General features: G+C 62.7%; 25 protein-coding genes and 1 riboswitch. Of the genes, 8 read left to right on the top strand and 17 right to left on the bottom strand.

From position 1 onward, the window contains the following. Positions 1-188: 188 nt before the first annotated feature. From P8Y39_05120 to P8Y39_05100, 5 genes are all read right to left on the bottom strand, one after another. Entirely contained in the window at positions 189-1601 is a 1413-nt protein-coding gene (locus tag P8Y39_05120; GenBank protein ID MEJ2191716.1) for a hypothetical protein, read from the bottom strand. 128 nt (positions 1602-1729) lie between these two features. Then, positions 1730-2926, bottom strand: a complete 1197-nt coding sequence (locus P8Y39_05115) for an HlyD family efflux transporter periplasmic adaptor subunit (GenBank protein MEJ2191715.1) — start codon at positions 2924-2926, stop codon at positions 1730-1732. Between the two features lie 5 nt (positions 2927-2931). Then, a complete protein-coding gene (locus P8Y39_05110; GenBank protein MEJ2191714.1) occupies positions 2932-5295 on the bottom strand; it encodes an FtsX-like permease family protein in 2364 nt (787 codons plus the stop codon). A gap of 6 nt (positions 5296-5301) precedes the next feature. Beyond that, positions 5302-6033 carry an ABC transporter ATP-binding protein gene (locus tag P8Y39_05105; GenBank protein ID MEJ2191713.1) on the bottom strand — a complete coding sequence of 244 codons (732 nt, stop codon included), beginning with the start codon at positions 6031-6033 and terminating at the stop codon, positions 5302-5304. A 191-nt stretch (positions 6034-6224) separates the two neighbouring features. Further along, complete coding sequence (locus P8Y39_05100; GenBank protein ID MEJ2191712.1) at positions 6225-6857, bottom strand: isoprenylcysteine carboxylmethyltransferase family protein; 633 nt, start codon at positions 6855-6857, stop codon at positions 6225-6227. Between the two features lie 593 nt (positions 6858-7450). Here P8Y39_05100 and P8Y39_05095 point away from each other — a divergent pair. After that, entirely contained in the window at positions 7451-8452 is a 1002-nt protein-coding gene (locus tag P8Y39_05095; GenBank protein MEJ2191711.1) for a glycoside hydrolase family 43 protein, read from the top strand. Positions 8453-8733: 281 nt separating this feature from the next. Here the strand turns inward: P8Y39_05095 and P8Y39_05090 are convergent, their stop codons facing one another. Then, positions 8734-8922 carry a hypothetical protein gene (locus tag P8Y39_05090; GenBank protein ID MEJ2191710.1) on the bottom strand — a complete coding sequence of 63 codons (189 nt, stop codon included), beginning with the start codon at positions 8920-8922 and terminating at the stop codon, positions 8734-8736. A gap of 492 nt (positions 8923-9414) precedes the next feature. On the opposite strand from P8Y39_05090, the gene P8Y39_05085 reads away from it, so the two are divergent. Continuing rightward, positions 9415-10128 carry a TIGR04211 family SH3 domain-containing protein gene (locus P8Y39_05085; protein ID MEJ2191709.1) on the top strand — a complete coding sequence of 238 codons (714 nt, stop codon included), beginning with the start codon at positions 9415-9417 and terminating at the stop codon, positions 10126-10128. On the opposite strand, the gene P8Y39_05080 is transcribed toward P8Y39_05085, so the two are convergent. The 3 genes from P8Y39_05080 to P8Y39_05070 all read right to left on the bottom strand — a co-directional run bounded on the left by P8Y39_05080 (position 10122) and on the right by P8Y39_05070 (position 11585). Beyond that, complete coding sequence (locus P8Y39_05080; protein ID MEJ2191708.1) at positions 10122-10637, bottom strand: tetratricopeptide repeat protein; 516 nt, start codon at positions 10635-10637, stop codon at positions 10122-10124. The two genes, P8Y39_05085 and P8Y39_05080, sit on opposite strands and share 7 nt — an antisense overlap. Continuing rightward, complete coding sequence (locus tag P8Y39_05075; protein MEJ2191707.1) at positions 10595-11140, bottom strand: C39 family peptidase; 546 nt, start codon at positions 11138-11140, stop codon at positions 10595-10597. The genes P8Y39_05080 and P8Y39_05075 overlap by 43 nt, the downstream gene beginning before the upstream one ends. 64 nt (positions 11141-11204) lie before the next feature. Continuing rightward, the gene (locus tag P8Y39_05070; GenBank protein ID MEJ2191706.1) at positions 11205-11585 is read right to left on the bottom strand and encodes a PA2779 family protein; all 381 of its coding nucleotides are present in this window, start codon (positions 11583-11585) and stop codon (positions 11205-11207) included. 145 nt (positions 11586-11730) lie between these two features. Between P8Y39_05070 and P8Y39_05065 the strand changes: the two genes are divergently transcribed. Together P8Y39_05065 and P8Y39_05060 are read left to right on the top strand one after the other, a co-directional pair. Continuing rightward, the gene (locus P8Y39_05065) at positions 11731-12510 is read left to right on the top strand and encodes a hypothetical protein (GenBank protein ID MEJ2191705.1); all 780 of its coding nucleotides are present in this window, start codon (positions 11731-11733) and stop codon (positions 12508-12510) included. 10 nt (positions 12511-12520) lie between these two features. Then, positions 12521-12907, top strand: a complete 387-nt coding sequence (locus tag P8Y39_05060; protein ID MEJ2191704.1) for a hypothetical protein — start codon at positions 12521-12523, stop codon at positions 12905-12907. A 40-nt stretch (positions 12908-12947) separates the two neighbouring features. On the opposite strand, the gene P8Y39_05055 is transcribed toward P8Y39_05060, so the two are convergent. Further along, the gene (locus tag P8Y39_05055; protein MEJ2191703.1) at positions 12948-13442 is read right to left on the bottom strand and encodes a hypothetical protein; all 495 of its coding nucleotides are present in this window, start codon (positions 13440-13442) and stop codon (positions 12948-12950) included. Between the two features lie 1063 nt (positions 13443-14505). On the opposite strand from P8Y39_05055, the gene rplI reads away from it, so the two are divergent. The 4 genes from rplI (at position 14506) to P8Y39_05035 (ending at position 18202) form a co-directional block, all read left to right on the top strand. Further along, the gene (gene rplI, locus P8Y39_05050; GenBank protein ID MEJ2191702.1) at positions 14506-14961 is read left to right on the top strand and encodes a 50S ribosomal protein L9; all 456 of its coding nucleotides are present in this window, start codon (positions 14506-14508) and stop codon (positions 14959-14961) included. Then, entirely contained in the window at positions 14958-16337 is a 1380-nt protein-coding gene (gene dnaB, locus P8Y39_05045) for a replicative DNA helicase (protein ID MEJ2191701.1), read from the top strand. The genes rplI and dnaB overlap by 4 nt, the downstream gene beginning before the upstream one ends. 237 nt (positions 16338-16574) lie before the next feature. Further along, positions 16575-17378 (top strand): AmmeMemoRadiSam system protein B, encoded by an 804-nt coding sequence (amrB, locus tag P8Y39_05040; protein ID MEJ2191700.1) that lies wholly within the window; start codon positions 16575-16577, stop codon positions 17376-17378. 254 nt (positions 17379-17632) lie between these two features. After that, positions 17633-18202: an HDIG domain-containing protein gene (locus P8Y39_05035; protein MEJ2191699.1), complete on the top strand. Its 570-nt coding sequence runs from the start codon at positions 17633-17635 to the stop codon at positions 18200-18202. Here the strand turns inward: P8Y39_05035 and P8Y39_05030 are convergent. The 7 genes from P8Y39_05030 to P8Y39_05000 form a co-directional block, all read right to left on the bottom strand. Continuing rightward, positions 18169-18516, bottom strand: a complete 348-nt coding sequence (locus P8Y39_05030; protein ID MEJ2191698.1) for a c-type cytochrome — start codon at positions 18514-18516, stop codon at positions 18169-18171. The genes P8Y39_05035 and P8Y39_05030 overlap by 34 nt on opposite strands. After that, the gene (gene thiC / locus P8Y39_05025; GenBank protein MEJ2191697.1) at positions 18513-19805 is read right to left on the bottom strand and encodes a phosphomethylpyrimidine synthase ThiC; all 1293 of its coding nucleotides are present in this window, start codon (positions 19803-19805) and stop codon (positions 18513-18515) included. The genes P8Y39_05030 and thiC overlap by 4 nt, the downstream gene beginning before the upstream one ends. Continuing rightward, the gene (gene thiE / locus P8Y39_05020; GenBank protein MEJ2191696.1) at positions 19802-20434 is read right to left on the bottom strand and encodes a thiamine phosphate synthase; all 633 of its coding nucleotides are present in this window, start codon (positions 20432-20434) and stop codon (positions 19802-19804) included. Before thiE ends, thiC begins: the two co-directional genes overlap by 4 nt. A 38-nt stretch (positions 20435-20472) precedes the next feature. After that, complete coding sequence (locus P8Y39_05015) at positions 20473-21243, bottom strand: thiazole synthase (protein MEJ2191695.1); 771 nt, start codon at positions 21241-21243, stop codon at positions 20473-20475. A 94-nt stretch (positions 21244-21337) separates the two neighbouring features. Beyond that, positions 21338-21443, bottom strand: a riboswitch (TPP riboswitch). A gap of 175 nt (positions 21444-21618) precedes the next feature. Continuing rightward, positions 21619-22716, bottom strand: a complete 1098-nt coding sequence (locus P8Y39_05010) for a hypothetical protein (protein ID MEJ2191694.1) — start codon at positions 22714-22716, stop codon at positions 21619-21621. Positions 22717-22813: 97 nt separating this feature from the next. Further along, entirely contained in the window at positions 22814-23545 is a 732-nt protein-coding gene (locus tag P8Y39_05005) for a 3-oxoacyl-ACP reductase FabG (GenBank protein ID MEJ2191693.1), read from the bottom strand. 329 nt (positions 23546-23874) lie between these two features. After that, entirely contained in the window at positions 23875-25074 is a 1200-nt protein-coding gene (locus P8Y39_05000) for a hypothetical protein (protein MEJ2191692.1), read from the bottom strand. Between the last annotated feature and the right edge of the window lie 10 nt (positions 25075-25084).

Here is a 25084-nt window from a genome sequence, read left to right as displayed (position 1 = left end):
TGCCTGTTTATACAATTCCTTTCCCACCCCGAACAAGAGCGATAGCTTCGTTAATGAAATCATAGAAAAAAATTATGAACAAAATATGAAGCAGCGGCCGGGGGTTTCCCGGGAGAGGACCTCTACGGCGTATGCACAATTCTCCTCCGGGCCAAGGAGGGACGGGGCGTGCGATGTCGGCGTGTGAACTATGTCATGCTTTCCACAGAAATATTTGACCGTACGAGTTTCAGTTTTCCCATCTGCCGTGCGTCTCTCGGAATCCCGTCCACGAAGCGGACATGGATGTCCGGACACAGGGCGCCGAGGGATTCCAGCGCGGCCCTGAGCCGCTCCTTGATCCTGTTGGCCGTCTCTTCGCCGGATGTCCCCGGCCTGAGGACCGCGCTGATGGTAATCCCCTTCTCTTCGTGGACGACCTGGTACTGTTTTATCTCTTCGAGGGTTTCCAGTATGTCGTGGAAGTGGTTCGGATGCACTGGCACGTCCCCGCCTCCCGCTCCCCGAAGATACACGATGTCGTCGCTTCGCCCCTCTACGGCGGCTATGAGCCGGAAGGGCCTGCCGCACGGACAAGGCGCCCGCGACATGGTGAGCATGTCGGAGACCTCATAACGGATAATCGGCTGTGTGAAGTTGAAAAGGTTCGTGACCAGGAGCTTGTGGCCCGGCGAGCCGTCGGAAACGGCGTTGTTCCGTTCGTCCACGACCTCGAGGATGACAAGGTCTTCGAAAACGTGCATTCCCCGATGCAGGGAGCAATCGACGCCCACCGCTATCCCCGCCTCCGTCATGCCGTACGCGTTGAACGGGACGACGCCCCAGCTCTCTTGAATCTTTCTCTGCATGTCTCCCGTGCGCATCTCGGCGAACGTCGCAACCACCCGGGGGTGGATATCCAGGCGTCCTTCGCGCTGCTCTTCGGCAAGGAGCGCTGCAATGGAAGGGTAGGCGCCCAGGAGTTCCGGCTGAAACGCATTCAATGCCCCGGCGAGGTCCCCGATGCCGGATGTCGCCGAAAGGCGTTGCGCCCTGGTGAGGCCGACATCGGTGCTTTCCGACATCCGGTCGGTTACGTGTGCCGGGCTGTCCGCCGCGATGGTGGATATTTTCCAGCGGTGAAGGAGGCTCGGGCTCACTCTCATGTACGAGCCGCACCGTATGAGACCGGCAAGGGCGGTGCTCCACTCCTTCCTGTCGAAAACGAACACTCCTTTCATCCCCGAGCTTCCGCTTGTCGTGGTGACGCGATATTCTCCCCGGTAGTACTCGTCGCGGGTGAGCCGGCCGACGTGGGCCTGGAGCTCGGAGAGTTTCAGACGGGGGTCCGTTACGAACCGGTCGAAATTATCCATCATGGCCGACTTGTCGATTATCGGCAGGTCCTCGATGAGGATTCCCCTGTTCGTCCTTATGTTCCCGTAGAGTTCCCGGTAGAAGGGGGAGTGCCGGGCCGCGTGCGCGACCAGCAGGGAAAGCCGCTCACGCTGATACCTCAGGAGCTCTTCCCGGGTCCATCTTTCGTGTGCGTCGAGCTTCCTCTGAATAAAAAAGGCCCGTGCCGCGTCCTGAAGCCTCTTAAACGCGTATCCGGTTCTCATGTGCTGCCCTTTTTGCCTCCCACGCGTGCCGTCGAGCAAAGGGCGCCTCATGTTCCGCGCGGATGCGGCTGTCCCGTACGCCTGACGGAGCGGCGCCTTCGGAGGCGGCGGCTTTCGCCGCTCCGGGGTCACGACCTCTTTTTCACCCTGGTGCCGTCTTCCACGGACCTGTCGGGGTGGGTGATGACGGTCTCTCCTTTTTTGAGGCCCGAAAGTATCTCGGCCCGAAGGCCGCTCCGGTGGCCGGCCTCGACGGCCCTCAGGCGGGCCTTGCCTCTTTCCACGACGAAGACCGCCCAGCCCTCCCCGTGGCGGAAAAGGGCGCTCGTCGGCACCTGAAGCACGTCCTCCCCCTCCCATACGACGAAGCTCGCGTCCACCCGGTAGCCGTCGCCCAGGCGCTCCCACATGTCGCGGGGGGAGACGATGTCCGATATGACGTGCACGCGCTGCTCCTCGACGCCCAGGGCGGAGACCTTCGTGAAGGCCTGGGGCTCCACCACGCGCACCCGTCCTTCGAGGGCGGGTGCGCCTCCCCACCGCTCCAACAGCACCCGCGTGCCCGGCCCCACGCGCACCGAGTCGCGCGAGAGCAGGTCCACCTCCACCTCCAGGGCGGCGGGGTCGCCCACCTCGATGAGCTCCGCTCCCCCCGGCACAACGCCCTCGCTCTTGTGATACACCTTGAGCACCCGGCCTTCCACGGGCGTGCGGACGGATACCCGGCGGTGCCTTGCACCTCTATTTTCTGCCGCCGCGTACCGGAGGGCGCTCCGGGCCTCCTGGACCTTGAAGGCCGCCACCTTTGCGTTGAACTGGGCCGAGCGCAGCTCGGCTGCCGTGCGGCGGGCGGAGGCCTGGGCACTTTCCAGGTCGTCTTTCGAGGCGAAGCCCTTTTCATGGAGGGCCTTCGTGCGCCCGAGCTCCGAGGCGGCGTACTCCGCGTCCGCCTTTGCCGAGTCCACCCTTTCCCCGGCGGCCCTGAGGTCGGCCTGGGCGGCGGAGAGCCTGGCCTCCGCCTCCGCCCTGGTTCTGGGGTCCAGGGCCTGGGCCCTCAGGGGCTCAAGCATGGCGACCACGGCGCCCTTGGCAACGGCGTCCCCGGCCTCGAGCTCGATGCGCGCGGCAAAGCCCGCCACGGGGGCGGAGATGACGAAACGGTCCTTGACCCTGGTCCTGCCCTCCTCCTCGATGGCCACCCTGAGGGGCCCGCGCACGGCCGTCGCGGTGTCCACGGACACCGGCCCGGGCATGAACCCGTATATGACCGCCCCCACCACCGCGGCCAGAACGGCCAGTATCCATATCTTCCGCCACCACTTCACCGCGCCTACTCCCTTGTCTTGAGCACCGCCACCAGGTCCAGCCGGTCGAGCTTGCGCCTCACGATGAGCCCCGAGACGGCCGCCGACACCAGCACCACCGCCGCCGAGAACGCGTAGGTGCGCGGCTCCAGCACCAGGGGGACCCGGAACAGGTCCGTCTGCATTCTCGCTATCATTATCGCGCAGAGCCCCTGCCCTATGACGAAGCCCAGGGGTATGGCGACCAGGGTCAACAGGCCGAGCTCGCCCAGAAGTATATAGGAAATCTCCCCCCGCGTGAAACCCAGCACGCGCAGGCTGGCAAGCTCCCGGCTCCGCTCCGAAAGCGCTATCCTCGCGCTGTTGTACACCACGCCGAAGGCGATGGTGGAGGCCAGCAGGGTGTTGAAGAAGGCGAAGATGAGCACCTGCCGGTCCATGGTGGTGTAGAAGTTCTCTATGGCGCTCTCCCTCACCACGGTGCCCGCCACGCGGGGCATCCCGTGCAGCTCGGCGTAAATCTCCGGCTGATACCGGGAGTCCGCGGCCAGATACGCCCCGGATATGGCGTCCCCCTCGCGCATCAGGAGGTTCAGCTCCGAAAGCCTCATGTAGCCCGATACGCCCACGTACTCGCGCACGAACCCGGCCACCGGGACCTGCCGCACGGGCCGGCTCCCTTCCAGGGCCTCCACGGTGAGGTCCTCTCCGGGGCTCACGCCCAGTATCTTGCCCAGGTGCTCCGTGAGCAGGATTCCCCGGGGCGGAAGCTCGAAGGGCTCGAGGCTGCGGTCCAGGAGCCGGTGCAGGGTGCCGCCGGGCTCGAACCCCTGCACGGAGGTGCGGTAGGAGCGGTGCTCGAATCTCAGCCTGGCCGGCACCGAGCGGAAGGGCTCGCCGTACTCGACGCCCCGGAGGGCCTGAAGCTCGTACAGGGCCTTTCTCGAGGTGGGCTCGACGAAGCTCACCGTCAGGTCCTGCCGCTGGATGCGGTCGAAATGCACCTGGGCCATGAAGCTCACCGCGTCCCGGAAGAGGCTGCCCACCATCATTATGGCACAGGCGAAGGCGATGCCTATGATGGAGAGGACCGTCTTTGCCGGCCGCCGCTCCAGGTGCCGCGCTATCATCTTTGCGGGCTGGGATATCAGGCGCCGGAGCCCCATCCGCTCGACAATGGATTCCCTGTAGCGTTCGGGGGGCTCGGGCCTCATGGCCTGGGCGGGGGGCAGGACGGCGGCCCTCCGTACCGCAAAGGCGGTCCCCAGGAGGGCGGCGGCCGAGCTTATGAGCGCGGCTGCCGCGGCCACCGGCAGGCGAAGCTCGTAGCGTAGATAGGGGAAGCGGTAGTAGTCCATGTATATGCCGCTCAGGCCCTTTCCAAGCCACACGCCCGCCGCGATGCCGCCCGTGACCCCCAGGGCCGCCATCAGCATCACCATGGCCCCGTAATGAAGGCCGACGTCCAGGTTCTTGTAGCCGAAGGCCTTGAGCACGGCTATCTGCTCCCTCTGGGTGCTTATGAGCCTGCTGAGCACTATGTTCAGAAGGAAGGCCGCCACGCCGAGGAATATGGCGGGGAAAACGGCGGCCATCTGCGTGAGCTGCCTGAACTCCTCCGAGAGGTACCGGTGCGAGGTCTGGTATTCCCTGCCGTAGGCCCCGAGGCCCCCGTAGCGATTGAGCACGGAGTCGAGCCGGTCGATGACGTCGTAGAGCCGCGCCCGCGCCGAGATGGTGAGGACCACGTCGTTGAAGGCCCCTTCCATGTCGTAGGCCGCGGCCAGGGATTTCCGGCCCATCCACATGACCCCGTAGCGCTTGAAGTCGGGGAACACGGACCCGGGGCTGAGCTGGTAGATGAACTCCGGGGAAAGGGCCACCCCCACGATGTGGAGCTTCTTCCGCCTGCCGTTTATGACCGCCTCCAGGCTGTCCCCGGGGCCCAAGCCGTGGGCGTCGGCAAAGGCCTCGTTGACCAGCACCTCGTCTTCCTTCCCCGGCTCTATGTACCTGCCGCGCCTGATGTAAAGGGCGTTCAGGACGGGCTGCCCGCCCTCCGGCACCGAGACCAGCCTCCCGGTGACCGGGTCGGCAAAGCCTTCGACCTCAAGCCGCACGTCGGCGGCCACCCGGGTCTCGACCCTCTGGACACCCGGGATTTCCCGTATGCGCGCCTCCAGGCTCCGGGGGGCGCGCTTGAGGGAGGCGAAGACATCGGCGAAACGGTACTCGCGATAGAAGGTCGAGCGGGTGAGCCTGAGGGAATCCAGGGTGCTCGCGGACATTATGTAGGTGGCCACCCCGCTTGCCATCACCAGGGCTATCGCCAGGGCCTGCGCCCTCATGCCCCAGAGGTCCCTGAAGAGTTTTCTGTTCAGCGCCCGCATGGCCCTCTACCAGTGTATCTCCCGGGGAGGCTTCCTTTGCTCGTTGCGCCGCACCTCGGCTATGAGCCCGTCGCTCAGGTGAATCACCCGGTCGGCCATGCCGGCGATGTCGGCGTTGTGGGTGATGACCGCCGTGGTGGTGCCCAGCTCCCTGTTGGCCCGCTCCAGGGCCTCCAGGACGACGACTCCGGTCTTTGAGTCCAGGGCCCCGGTGGGCTCGTCGCACAGGAGGACGGCCGGGTTCTTGGCTATGGCCCGAGCGATGGCCACCCTCTGCTGCTGTCCGCCGGACAGCTGCGAGGGAAAGTGGGTGAGCCTGTCGCCCAGCCCCACCAGCCCGAGGGCGTCCTCGGGCCTCATGGGGGACGGGGCTATCTCGGTCACCACGGCCACGTTCTCCAGGGCGGTCAGGCTCGGTATGAGATTATAGAACTGAAACACGAAGCCCACGTGAAAGCGGCGGTACTCGGTGAGCTCCTTCTCGGTGGCCTCGGTGAGGTCCGTGCCGCGATAAGTGACCCTGCCCGATGTGGCGGTGTCCAGGCCGCCCAGGATGTTCAGGAGCGTGGACTTGCCGCTCCCGGAGGGCCCGAGCAGGACATCCAGCTCGCCTGAGAAAAGCTCCAGGTCCACCCCCCTCAGGGCCTGGACCTTCACCTCGCCCATCTCGTACACCTTGGTAAGGCCCTCGGTCCTGAAGACGACGCCGTCCCGGGCCCCTGCGGCCTCCGGCGCCATTACCCGACCGCCAGAGCCACAGCGCTACCGAAGGGGAGGCATGCGGCAAAGCTCTCATAAGCACGCATATCTAAAGTGATTATACAGGATGCGGCGGCGGGCACAAAGGCCGCCGGATACGGAGAGGCGGTGCGGGGGAGGCGATGCGGAGAGGAGGACATCTAAGGACGAATGCGCTCGACGGGCAGGACCTATCTGCCATCAACATCCAAAAGTGTGGTCTTCCTCTTCAAGGTCCTCAGCGACATATATATGACCAAGCCGACGAAGAAAAATATCGGCCAGAACAAATCTTCAAATGCGTTTTCCTTTGGAACCTCGACCACGAACATTTCTCCGGCCAACTCGATAAAGGTAAACGATGCAACTATCACGAAGAAGCCGGAGTATTCGCGCTTCAGTACGTTCCTGAAGGAAAACGGCAGCGCGGGCCGCTGCCAATTCCTGAATTTCGGCACGAAGGCCGGTGTCTTGCCGGCCCAGTCCAGGAATTCATCACCGAATGTTTCTTGCAGGAATTTCTCTTCCGCGAACATTATCCTCTCGTAGTACAGCCAGAAGGCAAGTACGGAGACGAGAATAAACCAGTATACCTCAGTAAACAGCGCCATCCCCAGGAAGATAAGGAAGTTCCCGAGATAAAGAGGGTGCCTTACAATCGAATACATTCCGGTCGTGTTGAGGCTTGCGGCTTGCTGTCCTTTCGTATTCCTTCCCGAGGTTCCCCTGGGGGCGCAGCCGACCACAATGCATCGGACGGCAAGCCCAGTAAAGGCTATCGCCAATGCCAACCCCTCAAAAAGATCCTCTCCGAAATCGCCCACGATTCGCTCCAAGAATTCCGATTGCCGCAAGGCAAGGAGCAGGACCGGGAAGAGAATAAAGGGCAAATAACTCCGCCATCTGAAAAACCAGTTGCCGGTTTTTTCGAATTGCTCTCGCAAGGTCATTGTCCATGCCTCACAGTTTGGGGCCGCAGACCGGGCCGTTTCAGCCTTCCTGCCTTGTCCACGGTATTTTAACTTATTTGCGGCGGGACAGGGTGTGCGGCGACACACCCTCCGGAAAGATGGAAAATATGGCCCCTTCGGGGTGCAAAGGGGGCTACCGAAGGGAAAGCATGGGGCAAAGCTCTCACAAGCATGCATATCTAAAGTGATTATACAGGATGCGGCGGCGGGCACAAAGGCCGCCGGATACGGAGAGGCGGTGCGGGGAAGACGGGTGGGGGCGCTCTTCCTGTAACTGAGCGTCAAACTCTCGTACCTCACGTGTGAGGTTACTACCAGAAATAAATATATTTCTGCGTTATCAGCAGATGAGAACTTCTCTCAGGTCTGCAACGCCCTAAGCCTTGGCAGTCCATGGACTGGTTCTTGGCGAGCAGAACGTCGCGCTATAATACTTCATGAGCAGTATGACGAAGATCGTGGTGATGCTCACGCTGTTGTTCCCAACCGCTCTGCGTGCGGAATGTGACGCGACCTATTCTAACCCCGTCCTTGTTGAGACGTATGCAATCAAGGGACCGAATTCCGCGCCATATGTCGGTACGCTCGGCATAGGAGATCCGGCAGTTATTTACCACGAGGGCAAATATTATCTGTACCCAACCGGGGACAATCATAGCTATGATGTCTATATATCAAGCGACCTGGTTCACTGGACCAAGGGGCCGAAGGTGTTTCGGAGCGCGGAGCCCGGCCTCTGGGCTCCTGATGTCTTCTTCAGTAAAGATAACGGCCTGTTCTACCTGTATTACACAGTCAATGGCAGGATCGGTGTTGCTTCAGCAGACCGTCCTGACGGGGTGTTCAAGGACAGCGGGACTCTGATTAGCCACGGGATAGATGCCCATATGTTCCGCGACGGCGATGGTTCATACTTCCTGTATTATGCCCGGTACCCGGAGTTCGCGATATTTGTCCAGCCCATGGAATCGCCTATAACGAAAAAAGGGCTACCAGTTCAGGTTATCGCCCCGTCCGAAGCATGGGAAATGAACGATGTGCCGGTGATCGAAGCCCCATGGATGATCAAGCATCATGGCGTCTATTACCTCCTCTATTCCGGAGGCAGCGCTGATTCTGAAGATTATGCCATCGGGTACGCAACAGCAGCACATCCACTAGGCCCATATACTAAATACCGTGGAAATCCGATCATCCATAAAGGCAACGGCATTTTCGGTCCCGGACATGCAAGTGTTATACAAGACCAGGCGGGGAAACTCTGGCTGGTTTATCACCAACAGAAGGATGAAACAAAGGGATGGAACAGGATAATCTGTATCGACCCTATCTGGTTCGACGGGGAGGGCATTCTCCACGGGAAGGCTACCCGGGCAACCCCCCGGCCTGCTCCTCGTTGTTCGGCAGTGCAGAGACAACCGGCCCACCCACATCCTACCACAAAGTAACCGCCGCTTTTCGAAAGACACTCGAAACAGCACGAGTCTTTTTCGTCATTATCCTCCTGTTAGTGGCATTGATTAATTGAGAGGAAGCTTGTAGATTACGATTGAAAATCCTGAGAGCCGCGGTCAGTCTCGTTGCGGATGCTCCGAGGAAATGTTGTGGATACTGTATACGCTACAGCCGCCGTTATAACAGTAATAGGCGGTATCCTTGCCGCCATTGGGGACCCGCCTTCCCCTTCTGCCAGATGAGGGCGATACCTGTACGCTTCATCCGCCCCTCCCTATTTCTTCTTCCATTGGTAGCCACTTAGTACCACCACTGACACGCATGTCCACATAACTGCCAGAAGAACCCACGGCTTTACTGGTGAGCCCCAAGCATGGGCCACGAAAGCAACCTCCGCAGAGAAGATGATCAGCAAAAGACTAAAAATTCCAATAACATCACGAGCCATGTCTATGTTCTTCATCCACCTATCTTTTTCGCTAGTCCGCTGTAGTTACATTTTGGTTACAGTTGACAGGTGAGTTGACCTCTCTCACTTCTCACTATCTTCCTGAAGTCCGCAACGACTACATTTTCTGATTAATGGCAACCACAGGTCCTCCGCGAGCGAGATCGATTCTTCAATAGTTTCAATTCAGACATGCAATTGCTATTCCTACTCCGCTGCTTTTTGTAAAGCACAGTATAGCTAAAGGATATCTGCAAGGGCTTTCCTTGCCTTGCATCGGTTAAGCCAAACACTTTACTTATGATTAACCCGTAAAAACCTGGTGAAATAACCAACTACCTTGGTGAAAGCACCGAATAGAAGAGGAAGGAGGGGTGAGGAAATGCAAGTGACTGGATGAAGCCTTTAACAGATTCGATTCCCTATACCTGCGCCCCCCTTTGAAGCCCGCCCCGGCCCCTGTGTTATACTACCCATTGATTTACTCCTCGAAGAGGGAGGGCACCGATGAGAACGCACGCAAAATACGCGGTTTTTCTGCTGCTTATCCTCTTTATCGGCGCCGTGGCCGCCGCTCCGGCCCGGGCCGACACGCGGTACGTCTCGGACAAGCTCATCATCACCATGCGGGCCGGGCAGGGCAACGACTATCGCATTATCAAGTACCTCCCGACCGCCACCCCCGTGGAGGTGCTGGAGAAGGACGGGGAGTTCCTCAAGGTCCGCACCAAGGACGGCAAGGAAGGCTGGGTGCACGGGCAGTACATCGTGTCGGAGACACCGAAGACCTTCATTATCGACGCCCTGAAGTCGAAGGTCGGGAAGCTCAAGGACACCGTGGAGGGGCTCCAGCAGGAGCGCGACAAGCTGAAGAGCGACCTGCAGGACGCCAGGCGCTCTTACAGGAGCGAGGCCCGGGACCTTTCCAGCCAGATGAGCGAGGCCGCACAGTCGGCCCAGGACACGGCCCACCAGCTCAAGGAGATGACGGAGAAGTACGAGACGCTGGCCGAGCAGTCCAAGAACGTCACCCAGATTGTCCAGGAGCGCGACCTGCTGAAGGCCGAGAACGAGCGGCTGAACACGACGAGCTCCACGCTGCAGGCCGAAAACGAGCGCCTCATGCGAAACGGCATGATAAAGTGGTTCCTGGCCGGCGGCGGCGTCCTGCTGGTAGGCTGGATTATCGGGAAGATCTCCCGGCAGAAGCGCTACTACTGAGAGCCCTCGCCCCGGGGGGCCACTTTCCCTTCTATCTGCTCCAGGGTGTCCCGAAACTGCTCCGAGTCCGGCTCGCGTGCCAGGGCCTCGCGGGCCAGCGTGCGGGCCTCGTCGAGCCGCTCGCCCCGGGTAAAGAAGAGCCATGCCAGGTTGTTATAGGCCCGGGGGTCGTCCGTTTTCTCGATGGCCTCCCGGTAGTTTTTCTCCGCCTTCCCGTACCGCCCCTGAAGAAACAGGACGTTACCCATGTACAGATGGGCGATGGGCAGGTCGCCCTTGGCGGCCTCGTACTGCTTGAGCGCCTGCTCGTACTCGCCGTCCTTCTCATAGGCCACCCCCAGGTTGATGTGCTCCTCGGGGCTCAGGGGGTCGTTGAGGACCACGATGTGGGGCAGGCCGCATCCGGCGAGGGCCAGCATGAGGAGCGCCAGCACGGGAAGGAGCCACGGGCGGTCTTTCCCGCGCCTCAGGGGCGTATGGTGAGCATCCAGTTTCCGGTCTTCCGCCATATCCTCAACAAAGAGTCCGTCTTGATGAACTCGGGCCGGTCCTTTCCCGCCTGCACCACCAGCCCGTCCTTATGATAGCCGGTGACGACCATGAAGTGGTAGACCTTGTAGACCCACGTGCCGTAGTCCACCATGATGATGGGGGGCACGCCCTCGTCCAGGCTCCTTTTGAGGGCCTCGAGGCTCCCCTCGGGGCGGCCCACCCGATAGCCCTTGCGCCGGGCGTAAAGCTCCAGGTCCAGTCCCAGGGTGCCCCGGGCGTTTTTGCTGTAAACGGCGGGGGCCACGTCCTCCGGGGTGATGGCCGGGCCGTCGGGTCCCTGCCAGTAACCGAGGACCATGGCCAGGGCGGCGGGGCCGCACTGGTGGGCTTCCTGGGCATAGACAGGCACACCTTTGAGCACCGTTGCGCCCTCGGGAATGGACGTCCTCTCGCCGCCCCCCAGGGCGCAGCCCCAGAGGAGAAGAGGCAGGACAAGGGAAAAGGCGATTCTTGTTTTCATGGGAACTGACGGGCGGGGCCGCCTCCCCCGCCGGGGGAGGCGGCCCTTTGTCTCAACCCGCGGGCTATCGTATGACGACCTGTCTGTTGTAAAGCTTGAGGAAGAGCACCACCAGAATGGCGATGACCAGAAGGACGACGATGACGCCCAGGGCGTCTCCGCCGGGGTTGAGGTCGTCGAGCTTCTGGGCCAGGGAGTGAAGCTGGGCGTCGGAGAGCTGTCCCAGGCGGGCCTGCGCCTCCTCGGCGCTGTAGCCCAGGTCGGAAAGGCGCTGGGAGACCAGCTTGTTCTCCAGGATGGAGCGGACCGTGGCCATGTCCTGCGCCCGCTCGGCCTTGCTCAGTTTGATGACCTCCGACGGGCTCAGCGCCCCCTCCACCCGGGGCACGACGGCCAAAAGGAGCATGGAGGCAATCATATACCATGAGACCCATTTTCTGAACATGCTTTTCCTCCTTTTCCGGCTGAAAAATTGGTATCCATATTATATTGAATCGCCGGGAATTGTAAAGCGGCGGGCTCACACCCTGGCCTTCCGCGAGGGGAAGGTGTTACCATGCAGGGAAAATCGGGGCACTGAGGAGGGGGAGATGAGGAAGAGGACGAAGATAGCCATTGCCTTTGTCGTGGTCCTGGCCATCGCCGGGGCGGCCGTCTACGTAACCCTGTCCAACGTCGACGCCATCGTGAAGCTGGCCATCGAGCGCTACGGCTCGCGGGCCACGGGCACGGCGGTGCGCGTGGAATCGGTGCACGTCGAGCTGAAAAAGGGGGAGGCGACGCTGAGCGGCTTCACCGTGGGAAACCCCGAGGGGTTCTCCGGGAACAGCGCCTTTCGGGCGGGGAGCATCACCGTGGGCGTGGTGCCCAAGTCGGTCACCACCGGCACCATTGTCCTGAACCGGGTGCACGTCACCGCGCCCCGCGTCATCTATGAGATTAACGAGGCGGGCCGGGCCAACATAGACGTCATCCGCAAGCACCTGGAGAACCAGGCCGGGGAGGAGGCCCCGGCCGAGAGGGGCGGGGGAAAGAACATCCTTATCCGGGAGCTGGTGGCGGAGAAGGGGCGGGTGGACCTCAGGGTTGCGGCCCGGCCGGGCAAGACGTACAGGGCCGAGCTCCCCTCGGTTCGCCTGACCGACGTGGGCGGGGAGGGCGGGGCCTCCCCCACGCAGATAGCCGTGCAGGTGCTCCGGCCCCTGGCAGCCCGCGCCGCCCAAGCCGCCATCCGGGCGGGGGCCGGGACATACCTGGGGAAGTCCGCTGAGGACGTCAAGAAAATGCTCCAGGAGCGGGCCGGAAAGGAGCTCGGAGAAGGGGCGTCCGAGGGAACCGGAGAGGCATTGAAGGACCTGCTCCGGCGTTAGAGAGAGTCTGGTGGGTTTGACACGGGCGGGCACGGTGCTTATAATGTCCGGCGTCGGCAACCTGGTGCCGATGCTTTTCATGAAGAAGAACTGCTGGGAAGAGATGAAATGCGGGCGGGAGCCCGGCGGCGCGCGAAACGGAGGGCAAAGGGTCTGCCCCGCCGCGGTGGATGCCCGGTATGACGGCGTGCACGGCGGATGCAACGCGGGCCGGGCCTGCTGGGCAGTGGCCGGAACCCTCTGCCAGGGAGAGGTGCAGGGCACCTTCGCCCAGAAGCTCCACGCCTGCCAGGAATGCGCCTTCTACCGCCGGGTGGTGGCCGAGGAGGGCGTAAACTTCGTCTTTACCGCCAGGCTCCATATGCTGGCGGGGGAGAAGGGACAGAAGAAGGCCTGAGCGGAACCTTCCCGCCGGAGGCGCCCGTCTTGCGCGGCGGCTAGGGATATCCTCCTTTTTCCACGAAGGTTCGTATCCTCAGGACGTGCGACCTGGTGTCCAGAAGCAGCCTCTGCAACCGGGAGATTATCTCCGAGTCGGTTTTCCCGGTCATCACCTCCAGGAGGTAGCCCTCCTCGATGGTCTCTTCGAGGGCCAGGCCCATCTGTTGCGCCCTTTCCGGCGAAACTCTGCCAACTGCGATTTCTTTCCTGAACGCCTCGATGAGCTGGAGGGTGCTCTTCATGTGGGGAAGGGATGCGGGGACCATGCCCTGGGGAAGCTGTCCCCCCTGGATGTACCTTTTCCCCACGATCAGGATGGTGGCGTGGTTTTCCTCCTGGCGGGCCAAGTCAGCCCAGAAGCCCTCCGCCTCGGCGAACATCCGGCTGAAGGCGTGGTATATGCCGGCGATGCCCAGCTCGATGGAAATCCACGTTTCCAGGCGTTCCGGCAGATCGCTGTCCATGCGCCACCCCTTGTCCGCTGTTCCCATTGTCATACTTTATCATTAAAAAACTATCCAAGCTAGATTTATTTGGCGGGAGGATAAGAAGTGGCAGGCATGCCGAGAGGACGCCGTTCATCATCAGTGTAAAATCCGCCGATACTTTCTGTCGATGGTTTTTACAGGATTACTTTTCTTCCGAATAAAACCTCTTTAAAATCAAGGCGCTTGGAACCTTGCGCATGAAACTTGCTTCTATATTAGCAGCTGAATCGGTGGTGATTTATTGTTCGGCATCCAAAACCAACCGTAAGGCTGGGGCGGGAGGCGGCGGGTGCTCTAGCTTGGCCGGACTGCCGGAGGATGGCCCCCGGCAGGCCTTGCCCTTTTTCATGGAGCTGGGAAATTCAGGCGGTGAAGGGGGAATACCATGAAAGAACGACTCAAGGCTCTCATCATGTTACTCATGCTGGTCGCCTTTTCTACACTGGCCGCGTGCGGAAGCGGGGACTATGCTTCGGGCACGAACAATTCGGATACCGTGGGTGCCGCAGGCCAACATGCCGCAGACCAGGACAACGGCCAGGGCGGACAATGAGATGAGCGCCGGAGGCGCTGGCGCAATCGGCGGGCCTGCCCGGGCATAATCCTGAGGCATGCTTAAACCGCAGGATGAGTTTCTCTTTTTGCAAGGCAAGGAAACGAGACGAATGCGCCCGAGGGGCCATACCTTATGCATTCAGGTTCTCGTTTTCGTTGAGGGGCAACGCGATTGTCCCGGTCGTTGTTTATCCATTATTGATTGAATAAGGGGCGGGGTTTTTTATCCGCCCAAGACAATGGAGCAAGCTTCCGGCTCCCTTACCCTCTTCCATCATTACTCCAGAAGTCGATAACCAAAACGGTTTTGATGCAGTCGAAGGATTCCGCTCGGCGGCTTTGCGCTTTTTCGCGTGACCGCAAAGGCTTGGCGCGCGGGGAAGCCCCGGTAAATCAAGAGAAAAAGCGGGTGCGGGGCGGTGGTATCCCAGCACCGGCTCCTTGCAAAGGGAGGCCGGAAATCACTATACTAATCACCTTACACCCGTAATCCCGGAAAGGAGACTCCTCCATGGACGTCATTTTAAAGGAGAACGTGGAGAACCTGGGCAGAATGGGCGAGGTGGTGAAGGTGAGGCCCGGCTATGCCCGCAACTACCTCATCCCCAAGGGCTTCGCCCTGGAGGCCTCGAAGAAGAACGTCAAGGCCCTGGAGCACGAGAAGCGCATCATCCAGGAGCGCGCGAGAAAGCTGCTCCTGGAGGCCGAGGACCTGGCGGCAAGGGTGTCGGAGGTCACGCTCAGGTTTCAGGCAAAGGCCGGCGAGGAGGAGAAGCTCTTCGGCTCCGTCACGGCCAAGGACGTGGCCCAGGCCCTTGAGGAGAAGGGCTACGCCGTGGACCGCCGCAAGGTGCAGCTCGAGGAGCCCATCAAGAAACTGGGCACCTACCAGGTGCCCGTGAAGGTCGCCCCCGACGTGACGGCCACGGTGACCGTCGAGGTGGTCGCCGAGTCCGAGAGCCAGTGAGCTCCGGCCCCCCGTTTGACCGTCTCCCGCCCCAGAACCTGGAGGCGGAGCAGTCCGTGCTGGGGGCCATTCTGCTTGAAAACGGCGCGCTCCTGAAGTGCCTGGAAATCCTCAGGGAAGAGGACTTCTACCGGGAGAGCCACCGCAGGATTTTCGGGGCCATACTGGAGCTCTTCGACAGGGGGGAGGCCATCGACCTGGTGACCCTGTCGGACCTCCTCCTGAGGAAGAAAGAGCTCGAGGGCGTGGGCGGGGCCACCTACCTGGCCGAGATAGCCTCGGCCATCCCCACCGCGGCGAACATCCGCTATCACTCCAAGATCGTCCGGGAAAAGGCGCTTCTGCGCTCGCTCCTGCGCTCCAGCACCGACATCGCAAGCCGCATATACGAGGAGGCGGGGGATGCCGAGGAGCTTCTGGACTTCGCCGAGAAGAGCGTCTTCGACATCTCGGAGAACCGCAACCGGGGCAGCTTCGCCGTCCTCAGGGACGCCGTGAAGGACAGCTTCACCATGATAGAGGAGCTGTACGCCCGCAAGGAGGCCATCACCGGGGTGCCCTCGGGCTTTCTGGACCTGGACGAGAAGACCACGGGGTTTCAGAGGGGGGACCTCATCGTCGTGGGGGGACGGCCCTCCATGGGAAAGACCGCCCTCAGCCTGAACCTGGCACAGCACGTGGCCGTGGACCTCAAGGAGCCGGTGGCCATCTTCTCTCTGGAGATGTCCACCCGGCAGCTCGTCCTCCGGATGCTCTGCTCCGAGGGCAAGGTGGACAGCAACAGGGTGCGCAAGGGGCACATCGAGAAGGCCGAATGGCGCAAGCTCACCGCCGCGGCGGGCCGCCTGACCGAGGCCCCCATCTTCATAGACGACAGCTCCGCCATCAACGTCCTGGAGATGCGGGCCAAGGCCCGGAGGCTGAAGATGGAGCACGGGCTGAGCCTGGTGGTGGTGGACTACCTGCAGCTCATGCGGGGCCGGGCGAGCTTCGAGCGGCGGGAGCAGGAGATAAGCGACATCTCACGCTCGCTGAAGGCCCTGGCCAAGGAGCTGGACGTCCCCGTGGTGGCCCTGAGCCAGCTGAACCGGGGCGTGGAGCTCCGGGTGGACAAGCACCCGACCCTGGCGGACCTGAGGGAGTCGGGCGCCATCGAGCAGGACGCCGACGTGATTCTGTTCCTGTACCGCGAGGAGGTCTACGACCACAACAACCGGGAGAAGCAAGGAAAGGCCGAGGTCATCATCGCCAAGCAGCGCAACGGCCCCACCGGCACCGTGCACCTCCATTACCTGGACTACTGCACCCGGTTCGAGAGCGCGGCCCACGGCTACTACCCGGACGAGGAGCCCGTGGAGGTCTCCGAGCCCTTCTAAGGGCACCAGTGGGCGCCAGCGCCTTTTTTGTTGAGGCCGGCGCCTCTTCGGCTAGAGACCTTTTTCTCTGATATAGAGCGATTATCTCTTTTTCCGGCCGCCAAGCGTCCTTTCTTCCGCTAACACAGCTTCTTTCCAGTATTTTTAAGAGCGGACGCCCTGAAAAGGGCATTGTTGCCCTGTGCGAAAACGCACAGTAGTCTTTACACCCACTTGGCGTTCATGAAATAATGGAGCATGAGACGGGTGCCGGCGGTTGCAGGGCAATTCTATGAGCGCGACAGGGAGAGGCTTCGGAAGCAGGTGGCCTCCCTCGTTGAGGCCGACGCGCCCCGGGAGGCGGTCAAGGGCCTCCTGGCCCCGCACGCCGGGCTCATGTACTCCGGAGCGGTGGCCGGGTCGGTCTACAGCCGCATCAAGTTCCCCCGGAGCTTCGTTCTCCTGGGCCCCAACCACACGGGGATGGGCCTTCCGGTGGCCATGATGGACGAGGGGGAGTGGGAGGTACCCACCGGCCTTCTGGCCGTCAACACCGCCCTGGCCCGGTCCATCTCCCGGGAGGTCCCCCTGGTGCGTCCCGACAGCGAGGCCCATGCCTTTGAACATTCCCTGGAGGTGCAGCTCCCCTTCGTGGCGCACTTCGCCCCGGAAGCCAGTATCGTCCCCATCGCCATCATGGTTGCCGGCCTGGCCGAGCTTTTGCAGATGGGGGAGGGCATTGCGCGGGCCATAGCGGGGGCGGGGTATCCGGTGACCGTGGCGGCCAGCTCGGACATGAGCCATTTTCTCCCGGAGGACGTGGCCCGCGCCCGGGACCGCCTGGCCATCGAGCGTATCCTGGAGCTGGACGCCGAGGGCCTCTACGAGGTGGTCCGGCGGGAGAACATCTCCATGTGCGGCTACATGCCGACGGTGGTCATGCTGGCGGCCTCCCGGGCCCTGGGGGCCACCGGGGCGGAGCTGGTCCGCTATGCCACCAGCGCCGAGGTCACGGGGGACTACGCAAGCGTGGTGGGATACGCGGGGGTTCTGGTCAAGTAGAGCCTGTCTCAAAATTGATTTCGAAGCGAAAATGGCGGCAGACAAGGAGGGAAGGGGAAATCGCCCGGAGGCGCAGCAGCGCTGCGTTGAGGACGATTTTTCCTTCAAGACGCCGTATGCCGTCATTTGGGCCTCTTTCGGCCAGGGGTCCCCGAAAAGTCACAAGACTTTTCGGGGCTGAGCCGGAAGCGATTTTGAGATAGGTTCTAGAGCGCCGGGTGATTGTCCCGACTCCCCTCCGGTACAATAACCGGATGGACCCCACGGCCATCATCGCGAAATACTACCGCTCCTCGCCCCGGGCCCGCCGCCTCCTGGTTGACCATTCGGAGGCCGTCGCGGCCAAGGCCCTCGCCGTGGCCCGGCACGTGGCGCATCTGGGGCCCGACCTGGACTTCCTCCGTGAGGCCGCTCTCCTTCATGACGTGGGCATCCTCTGGACCCGGGCCCCGCTGCTGGGCTGCCGCGGGGAGCGGCCCTACGTCGTGCACGGTGTTCTGGGCAGGGAGCTCCTAGAGCGGGAGGGCCTTCCCCGCCATGCCCTCGTAGCAGAGAGGCACGTGGGCGTGGGGCTCTCGGCGGAGGACGTACGGAGGAGCGGGTTGCCCCTTCCTGAGAGGGACATGCTCCCGGTGAGCCTCGAGGAGAAAATCGTCTGTTTTGCCGACAAGTTCTTTTCCAAGGACGGCGGGTCCGCCAGGGAGAAGCCCCTGGAGGTGGTACGGGCCTCCATAGCCCGCTACGGGGGTGAGAAGCTGGCCGTCTTCGACCGGTGGCTGTGCTTCTTCGGCTACGGAGAGGGGGAGTGCGCGGCGGACTGTTGACCCTGCTTGTGGAGGAACCGCACCAGGGCTTTTATCTTTGCCCTCGGGAGGTACCCGAAGCTGGGCATGCCGCTTGTGGAGTTATGGATGCGGGCGTCCTCGATTTGCTGCCTTATCCACGTGTCCGAGCGCCTCTTGGTGACGCCGTTGAGCGAGACGGGGCCTTCCCCCACGCCGTGGATATGGTGGCACCGCACGCAGCCCTGCTTCTTGAAGACGGCCTCTCCGTCGGGTAGGGGACGCAGGAGGAAATAGGCGGCCAGGCCGGCTCCGGCCAGGACGGCCAGGACGAGGATGGCCCTGGCCGCGGTCACGGGGAGGCTTTCTTTTTCAGGGCCCGCTCCACGGTGCGGATGGCGCAGAACTCCCCGCACATGCTGCAGACCTCGCTCAGGGCGGGCGGAACCTGCTCGCGCCACCGCCTCACCCTCTCGGGGTCGAAGCTCAGGGCTATCTGTTCCTCCCAGTCCAGGGCCTTCCGGGCCCGGGCCATCCGCCTGTCCTTCTGGAGGGCCGAGGGGACGCCCTTGGCCAGGTCGGCGGCGTGGGCGGCTATCTTGGAGGCGATGACCCCCTCGCGCACGTCCTCGACGCCGGGCAGGCGCACGTGCTCGGCGGGGGTGACGTAGCAGAGGAAGTCCGCCCCTGCGGCGGCCGCCAGGGCGCCGCCGATGGCGGCGGCGATGTGGTCGTACCCCATGGCCACGTCCGTCACCAGGGGGCCGAGCACATAGAAAGGTGCGCCCCCGCAGAGTTCCTTCTGGAGCTTCATGTTCAGCTCCACCTGGTGCAGGGGCACGTGGCCCGGCCCCTCTATGATGACCTGCACCCCCGCCCCGAGGGCCCTGTCCCTGAGCTCCCCCAGGGTGAGCAGTTCCTCCACCTGGGCGCGGTCGGTGGCGTCTGCCAGGCATCCCGGCCTCAGCCCGTCGCCCAGGCTGAGGGTCATGTCGAAGCGGCGGGCTATCTCGAGGAGGCGGTCGTACTCCGCGTACAGGGGGTTTTCGCGCTCGTTATAGACCATCCACTCAAGCAGGAAGGCCCCTCCCCGGCTCACGATGTCCAGGACGCGGCCCTGTTCCTTGAGCCGCTCCACGGCATGAAGCGTCAGGCCCGCGTGCACGGTGATGAAGTCCACGCCCATCTCCCCGTGTTCCTCTATGACCCGGAAGAGGTCATCCGCCGTCAGGGCCGCTATCTTTCCCTTGTGCTCCACCACGCGGAGAACGGCCTCGTAGATGGGCACGGTTCCCACCGGCACGGGGCATTCCCGGAGGATGTGCTCCCGCATCTCCCTGAGGGGCCCGCCGGTGGAAAGCTCCATCACGGCGTCGGCCCCGTGCTTGAGGGCCACCCGGAGCTTCTCCTTTTCCTCCTCGATGGAAATCCTGTCCCGGGAGGTGCCCATGTTGGCGTTGACCTTGGTGCGGAGGCCCCTGCCGATGGCAAGGGGGGCGATGGGCCTCGCGGCGTTTCGGGGGATGACCGAGAATCCCCCGGCGAGGTCCCGGGCGAGCGCTTCCGGAGAAACTCCTTCGGAGACGGCCGCGGCCCGGACCTCGTCGGTGAGGTCTCCCCTCGCTGCCAGTTCGATGCGCGTCATTTCAACAGCCGGAAGAACTTCAGTGTGGCGCCCTTGATGTCCTTTGCTCCCAGGATGCCCGAGATGAGGGCCACGCCGTGCGCGCCCGCATCCAGGACCTCCTTGAGGTTCTCGGGGCCGATGCCCCCGATGGCAAAGACGGGGACGGAGACGTCCTCGACGACCTCCTTCAGCGTCCCGAGCCCCAGGGGCTCTCCGTACTTCGCCTTGGAGGGCGTGTGGAAGACGGGCCCCAGGGTGATGAAGTCGGCCCCGTCGGCCTCCGCCTTGCGGGCCTCGGCGAGGCTGTGGGCGGAGACTCCTATGATGAGCCGGCCGGCGAACCGGCGCACGGCGTAAGGCGGAATGCTCCTTTGCCCCAGGTGCACGCCGTCGGCGTCCACGGCCACGGCGATGTCCACGCGGTCGTTGATGAACAGGCGGGCGTCGTGCTTCAGGGTCAGCTCCCGCATCTCGTAGGCCAGCCGGAGGAGCTCCCGGGTGCCCATGGTCTTCTCCCTCAGCTGCACGGCCCGCACCCCGCCCTTCAGGGCGTCCTCGACGGCCCTCAGCATGTCCCTGTCCCCGAGGACCGCGCGGTCGGTTACCAGGTACAGGTTGAAATCAAGCTCCAGCGGCTGATAATGCATGGTTCTCTTTTCTTTTTCCCTCTTCGTCTCGGTCGCAATCATAACATCCCCTCTAACGGACTGCTTGCGGTGGCGTACAGTTTTTTTGGAATCCTCCCCGCTCGATACGCGAGTCTCCCCGCCATGACGGCGTGCTTCATGGCCTCGGCCATGGCTATGGGGTCCTTTGCCCCTGCGATGCCGGAATTGATGAGCACGGCGTCGCACCCCAGCTCCATGGCCTGCGCTGCATCGGAGGCCGTCCCCACGCCCGCATCCACGATGAGAGGGGCGTCCACGGTCTCCAGAATTATCTTTATGTTGTACGGGTTTCTTATCCCCAGTCCCGACCCGATGGGCGCTCCCAGGGGCATGACCGCCGCGGCCCCGGCATCCATGAGCCTCCGTGCCGTGATGGGGTCGTCCGAGGAGTAGGGCAGCACGATAAACCCCTCCTTGGCCAGCTCCTCGGTGGCCTTGAGAAGGCCGCAGACGTCGGGGAAAAGGGTCTTTTCGTCCCCGATGACCTCGAGCTTGACCAGGTCCGAGACCCCGGCCTCGCGGCCCAGGCGCGCGTACCGGAGGGCGTCCTCGACGGTGTAGCAGCCGGCCGTGTTGGGCAGTATCTTGTACTTCTTCGGGTCGACGTAGTCCAGGAGGTTCGCCGACTTTCTGTCGGTGATGTTCACCCTGCGCACCGAGACGGTCACCACGTCGGTGCCCGAGGCCTCCAGGGCCCGGGCCGTCTCCTCGAAGTCGCGGTACTTGCCCGTCCCCACCCAGAGGCGCGAGGCGAACTCGATGCCCCGGATGACCAGCTTGTCTCCCACCCGGGCCCTATCCTCCGCCGACGAAATTGACGAGCTCAACGCTGTCTCCCTCTTTGAGGCCGCACGCCCGTACGTAACCTAGACACGGTTTCTTCCCACCCAAAGTACCCTTTCCTACGCCGGCATGACCCGTATCAGGTTCAGGGGTCTCTCCTAACTGGAGACTCTCAGGCATTTCGGTGCCTCCCCCAGGGCAATTCAAATTATAATTCATAAAGTGAAAATGTGTCAATGATAAAGTTTTCTTATGGAACCTAAGGTCTTGATTAAGCAGAAAATATGGCCGAAAATATTTCCGGCTGCCCCCTCTTGAGGAACCCGGCACGGCGGCTTGTGACAATTTACGTCACTCGGGGGGGCCGCTTTTGCGCCCCCTCAGTCGAAGAAGAAAAGGACGATTTCCAGCGCGATGAGCAGGACGATGACCACCTCCAGGGCCTCCGTCCGGCGGTTGGCAATCTCGCGGTAAAGCATGTCATAGACGCGGGAGGCCAGGGCTATCTTGCGCCGTATGTCGTCCTCCCACTGCCCCACCTTGAAGAGGCTCACCGCCGCCGCGTAGATGCGGGCGTAGTAGACGTCCTCGGTCACCTTCAGGGAGTTGTCCACCTTCTCGGTAATCTCGGTAAGCTCGGCGATGATGCGGGTCACCCGGGCCGCCAGCTCCTCGTAGCGCTTGATGCCCCAGAAGGGGATGCGCACGCCGGGGCTGATGCTGGCGTAGATGGCGTCGAGCTCCTTGTTCAGTATCTGGTCGTAGACCCTGAGCTCAAGGAGCTGGGCGTGGGCGAACTCCAGAAGGTCGGGGATGTCCATGCTGGCCGAGGGCTCCAGAAGAAGGGCGTTGTCCCAGTTGATGAGGACCAGGTCCCGGTCGGAGTACGAGTACCGTGAGGCGAGAAGCTCCTCGATTCGCGCCCTTCCCGGAGGCAGCTCCCCCTCCTCGGCGAGCATCAGCTCCCCCAGGTCGATGCCCGCCAGAAGCTCCTCCGCCGTGAGGGCGGGCTCCAGGGCCCGCAGGTGGTAGACGGTGTAGTCCTCCTCCAGGGGGCTTATCTTCACGGCCTCCATGGCGTCCTTCAGGTCCTCCACCAGGCGGCGCAGCTCCGTGCGGAAATACTCCTCCAGGGGCTGCTTGTGCCTGAGGTGCAGGGCCAGGGAGGCGTACTCCCCCATGCTCATCCCCCGGGCCGGGAAGTCCAGGATGACGCTCACCACGCCGTAGTCGTAGAACTTGGCGTACGCGTGGGCCTCCATGGTTCGCCCGTCCAGGGTGGCCGTGAGGTTGGAAAGCCGGATGGACACGGGAGGGTTGGCGAACTCGAAGGCCTTGCTGAAGAGCTTCCGCTCGATGCTCAGGCGGCGGGATTCCCGGAGCTTCTCGTCAAGCCCCTTGAGGTCTATCTCCCAGGCCACGTCGAAGAGCCTGTAAAAGAGGATGCCGCCCGAGACGATGGTCAGCTCCCGCGCCATAAGACATCCTACCACACAAAAATGTAATGGTTAATGCCGCTTACGCCGGAAAAGAGAAGCGGCAAGGGGCGCCTTAAAGCGCCAGCGCTGTCCCGATTCAACTGAAATACCTGCCGCCGTTTACGTTTATGGTCTGCCCCGTGATATAGCCGTTACAGGCAAGCATTACGGCAACCGCTGCTATTTCCTCCGCCGCGCCGAAACGGCCCACCGGAACGGTGTCCGGGGTGAGGTGCCTGAGCGCCGCGACCATCTCCGTGCTTACGGGGCCGGGCGCTATGGCATTGACGGTGACCCCCTCCTTTGCGAAATGCGAGGCGTAGTAATGCGCAAGCCCTATGACGCCGGCTTTCGAGGCGGCGTAATGAGGGCCGACCACCCCGCCTATCTGGGCTGCGACCGATGATATGTTTATTATGCGTCCCCACCCGCGGGCCCGCATCCCCGGCAGAACCGCCCTGGTTACCAGGAAGGCGGACGTGAGGTTTACGGCAAGCACTTCGTCCCAGTCGGATTCGGCGATGTCATCGATGGGCTGGCGGCCTGCCGTTCCGGCATTGTTTACGAGGACGTCGGCCGGGCCAAGCTCCTTTTGCACCGTTTCGACCATCCGGGAAACGTCGGCTGAAATGGAAACATCGGCCTGGACAGCCGCCGCGCGGCTCCCGAGTTTCCTTATTTCTTCACAGGTCTTGAGAGCCTCCTGTTCCCTCGCCCTGTAATTCACGGCAACACCGGCTCCTTCCCCGGCCAGCGCAAGCGCCACCGCACGCCCTATGCCGCGGCTTGCGCCGGTTACAAGCGCGGTCTTTCCCGTCAGCCTGTTCATGTCGGACCTCCTGTTTCTTTCATCTTGATTGCGGCATCGGCATGTGAACCACGTCGTGCTTTCCGCATTATATCTCCGAATCCAAACGCCGACAAACAGGCATTGCCGCGAAGGCCGGGACCGCGGGCGAAAAAACCGGGTGCCGGGTCAAGCCCTGAATGACAGACAATTCATCGCCACACTGAACGCAAAGCAAGGACGCAGGCATGACGGTCGAAGGTCAGGGAGACAAAGGCGGGACGTTCGGTGGGGTTCGAGAAGGGACGGCGAGAGAACCGGAGCTGGCCAGGCGCAACGCCGCCTCCGCCTGATACCCGGAAGAGCCGCCCTCAGCCCGTCGAGCCTTCCTTTCCCCAGTCCCGGAGGAAATCCTCGTAGCCCAGGTAGAAGGCCGACTGGAAAGCGCTGTCCAGGTCCTCTCCCCTGCCCAGGGCCAGGATGAGCTCCTTGACCTTCCAGAGCCCGTAGGCATCGGCCAGATGGGCCACGGCCGAGTAGCTTTCGCTGTAAGCCAGCATCATGGTCCTCTGGTTTCCCACGGGGAAGCTGTCCGTGAGCGAGCGGAGCGGCAGCACCTGTCCGGTCTTTGCGAGGCCCCGGGGCACCAGGTACTCGGCCAGCCCCTCATTGAGCCAGTGGGGCAGGCGGCCGGGAGCCATGTCGTAGAGCATGGCGTGGACGTACTCGTGGTACAGGACCTGGCGGAGCTTGCCGGGGGCCTCCTGCTCGACGCCCTTTACGGGGAGGCGGATCTTCCCGTCGAAGGCCCCCGCCGTCCAGGCCGGAAGCAGGGTGACGTCGAAGAAGTTCTTCTCGGTGTAAAGCACCACCGTGACCGTGCGGGAAGGGAAATAGTCCATCTTCTGGCCCAGGTCCCTGTAGGCGTCCTCCAGGATGTCCAGGACGGTGCGGCTTATCGCGCCGTGCTTGTAGCCGTCGAAGACCACCTTGAAATGAAGCGACTGCTCCGCCACGTGGGAGGAGCCCCGGGCGCGGAGCTCACGCTTGAGCTTCTCCTTGAGGTCCGCCAGCTCCCGGTCCGGCTGGAGGGCCAGGGCCTCCTCGGTCCGCTTGAGGCTCCGGGAGAGCTCCTCCTGCCTGTAATGGGCGAAGGCCAGGAACTTCAACGAGAGGAACTCGTTTACCCCTTCCTCGAGCGACTGCTCCAGGTACTCGATGGCCAGCGGATATTCCCCCATCTTGTAGTAGACCAGGCCCACCCCCGCCAGGGCTCGCCTGTCCCCCGGCAGAAGGCCCTTCATCAGGCTGAGCGCCTCCTCGTAATCCCCCGCCTCGAGCTTCTCCTGGGCCTCCCGGATGACCGGGGAGAGGCTTTCGGGCTCCACCCGCATGCCGGGCTGCTCCTTGGGGAGGGCGGGCGCCGAAGCCCGGGCGAGGGTGGCCTCCGCGGAAGGCTCCCCGGCGGCAGGCGCGGGGCGCACAGGGGAGGCGGACGCCGTTACTTCCGCCTCTTCCGTGGCCGGTGCGCGGTCCCACCATCCCTGAAGGTACAGGTAGCCCGCGACCATGACGAGGACC

This window comes from Nitrospirota bacterium (genome assembly GCA_037386965.1).
Classification (GTDB): domain Bacteria; phylum Nitrospirota; class Thermodesulfovibrionia; order Thermodesulfovibrionales; family JdFR-86; genus JARRLN01.
The sequence above is the reverse complement of the archived record's forward strand: the minus strand, read 5'-3'. Positions and strand labels throughout refer to the sequence as shown.

Excerpts from the sequence above, each read along its gene's own strand:
- P8Y39_05080 (MEJ2191708.1), bottom strand. The coding sequence starts at position 10,637 with ATGGCGGAAGACCGGAAACTGGATGCTCACCATACGCCCCTGAGGCGC.
- amrB (MEJ2191700.1), top strand. The coding sequence starts at position 16,575 with ATGAGACGGGTGCCGGCGGTTGCAGGGCAATTCTATGAGCGCGACAGG.
- P8Y39_05065 (MEJ2191705.1), top strand. The coding sequence starts at position 11,731 with ATGAGGAAGAGGACGAAGATAGCCATTGCCTTTGTCGTGGTCCTGGCC.
- thiE (MEJ2191696.1), bottom strand. The coding sequence starts at position 20,434 with ATGCATTATCAGCCGCTGGAGCTTGATTTCAACCTGTACCTGGTAACC.
- P8Y39_05085 (MEJ2191709.1), top strand. The coding sequence starts at position 9,415 with ATGAGAACGCACGCAAAATACGCGGTTTTTCTGCTGCTTATCCTCTTT.
- P8Y39_05005 (MEJ2191693.1), bottom strand. The coding sequence starts at position 23,545 with ATGAACAGGCTGACGGGAAAGACCGCGCTTGTAACCGGCGCAAGCCGC.
- P8Y39_05010 (MEJ2191694.1), bottom strand. The coding sequence starts at position 22,716 with ATGGCGCGGGAGCTGACCATCGTCTCGGGCGGCATCCTCTTTTACAGG.
- P8Y39_05120 (MEJ2191716.1), bottom strand. The coding sequence starts at position 1,601 with ATGAGAACCGGATACGCGTTTAAGAGGCTTCAGGACGCGGCACGGGCC.
- rplI (MEJ2191702.1), top strand. The coding sequence starts at position 14,506 with ATGGACGTCATTTTAAAGGAGAACGTGGAGAACCTGGGCAGAATGGGC.
- P8Y39_05110 (MEJ2191714.1), bottom strand. The coding sequence starts at position 5,295 with ATGCGGGCGCTGAACAGAAAACTCTTCAGGGACCTCTGGGGCATGAGG.
- P8Y39_05095 (MEJ2191711.1), top strand. The coding sequence starts at position 7,451 with ATGACGAAGATCGTGGTGATGCTCACGCTGTTGTTCCCAACCGCTCTG.
- P8Y39_05035 (MEJ2191699.1), top strand. The coding sequence starts at position 17,633 with ATGGACCCCACGGCCATCATCGCGAAATACTACCGCTCCTCGCCCCGG.
- P8Y39_05090 (MEJ2191710.1), bottom strand. The coding sequence starts at position 8,922 with ATGAAGAACATAGACATGGCTCGTGATGTTATTGGAATTTTTAGTCTT.
- P8Y39_05075 (MEJ2191707.1), bottom strand. The coding sequence starts at position 11,140 with ATGAAAACAAGAATCGCCTTTTCCCTTGTCCTGCCTCTTCTCCTCTGG.
- P8Y39_05105 (MEJ2191713.1), bottom strand. The coding sequence starts at position 6,033 with ATGGCGCCGGAGGCCGCAGGGGCCCGGGACGGCGTCGTCTTCAGGACC.
- P8Y39_05070 (MEJ2191706.1), bottom strand. The coding sequence starts at position 11,585 with ATGTTCAGAAAATGGGTCTCATGGTATATGATTGCCTCCATGCTCCTT.
- P8Y39_05000 (MEJ2191692.1), bottom strand. The coding sequence starts at position 25,074 with ATGGTCGCGGGCTACCTGTACCTTCAGGGATGGTGGGACCGCGCACCG.
- thiC (MEJ2191697.1), bottom strand. The coding sequence starts at position 19,805 with ATGACGCGCATCGAACTGGCAGCGAGGGGAGACCTCACCGACGAGGTC.
- P8Y39_05055 (MEJ2191703.1), bottom strand. The coding sequence starts at position 13,442 with ATGGGAACAGCGGACAAGGGGTGGCGCATGGACAGCGATCTGCCGGAA.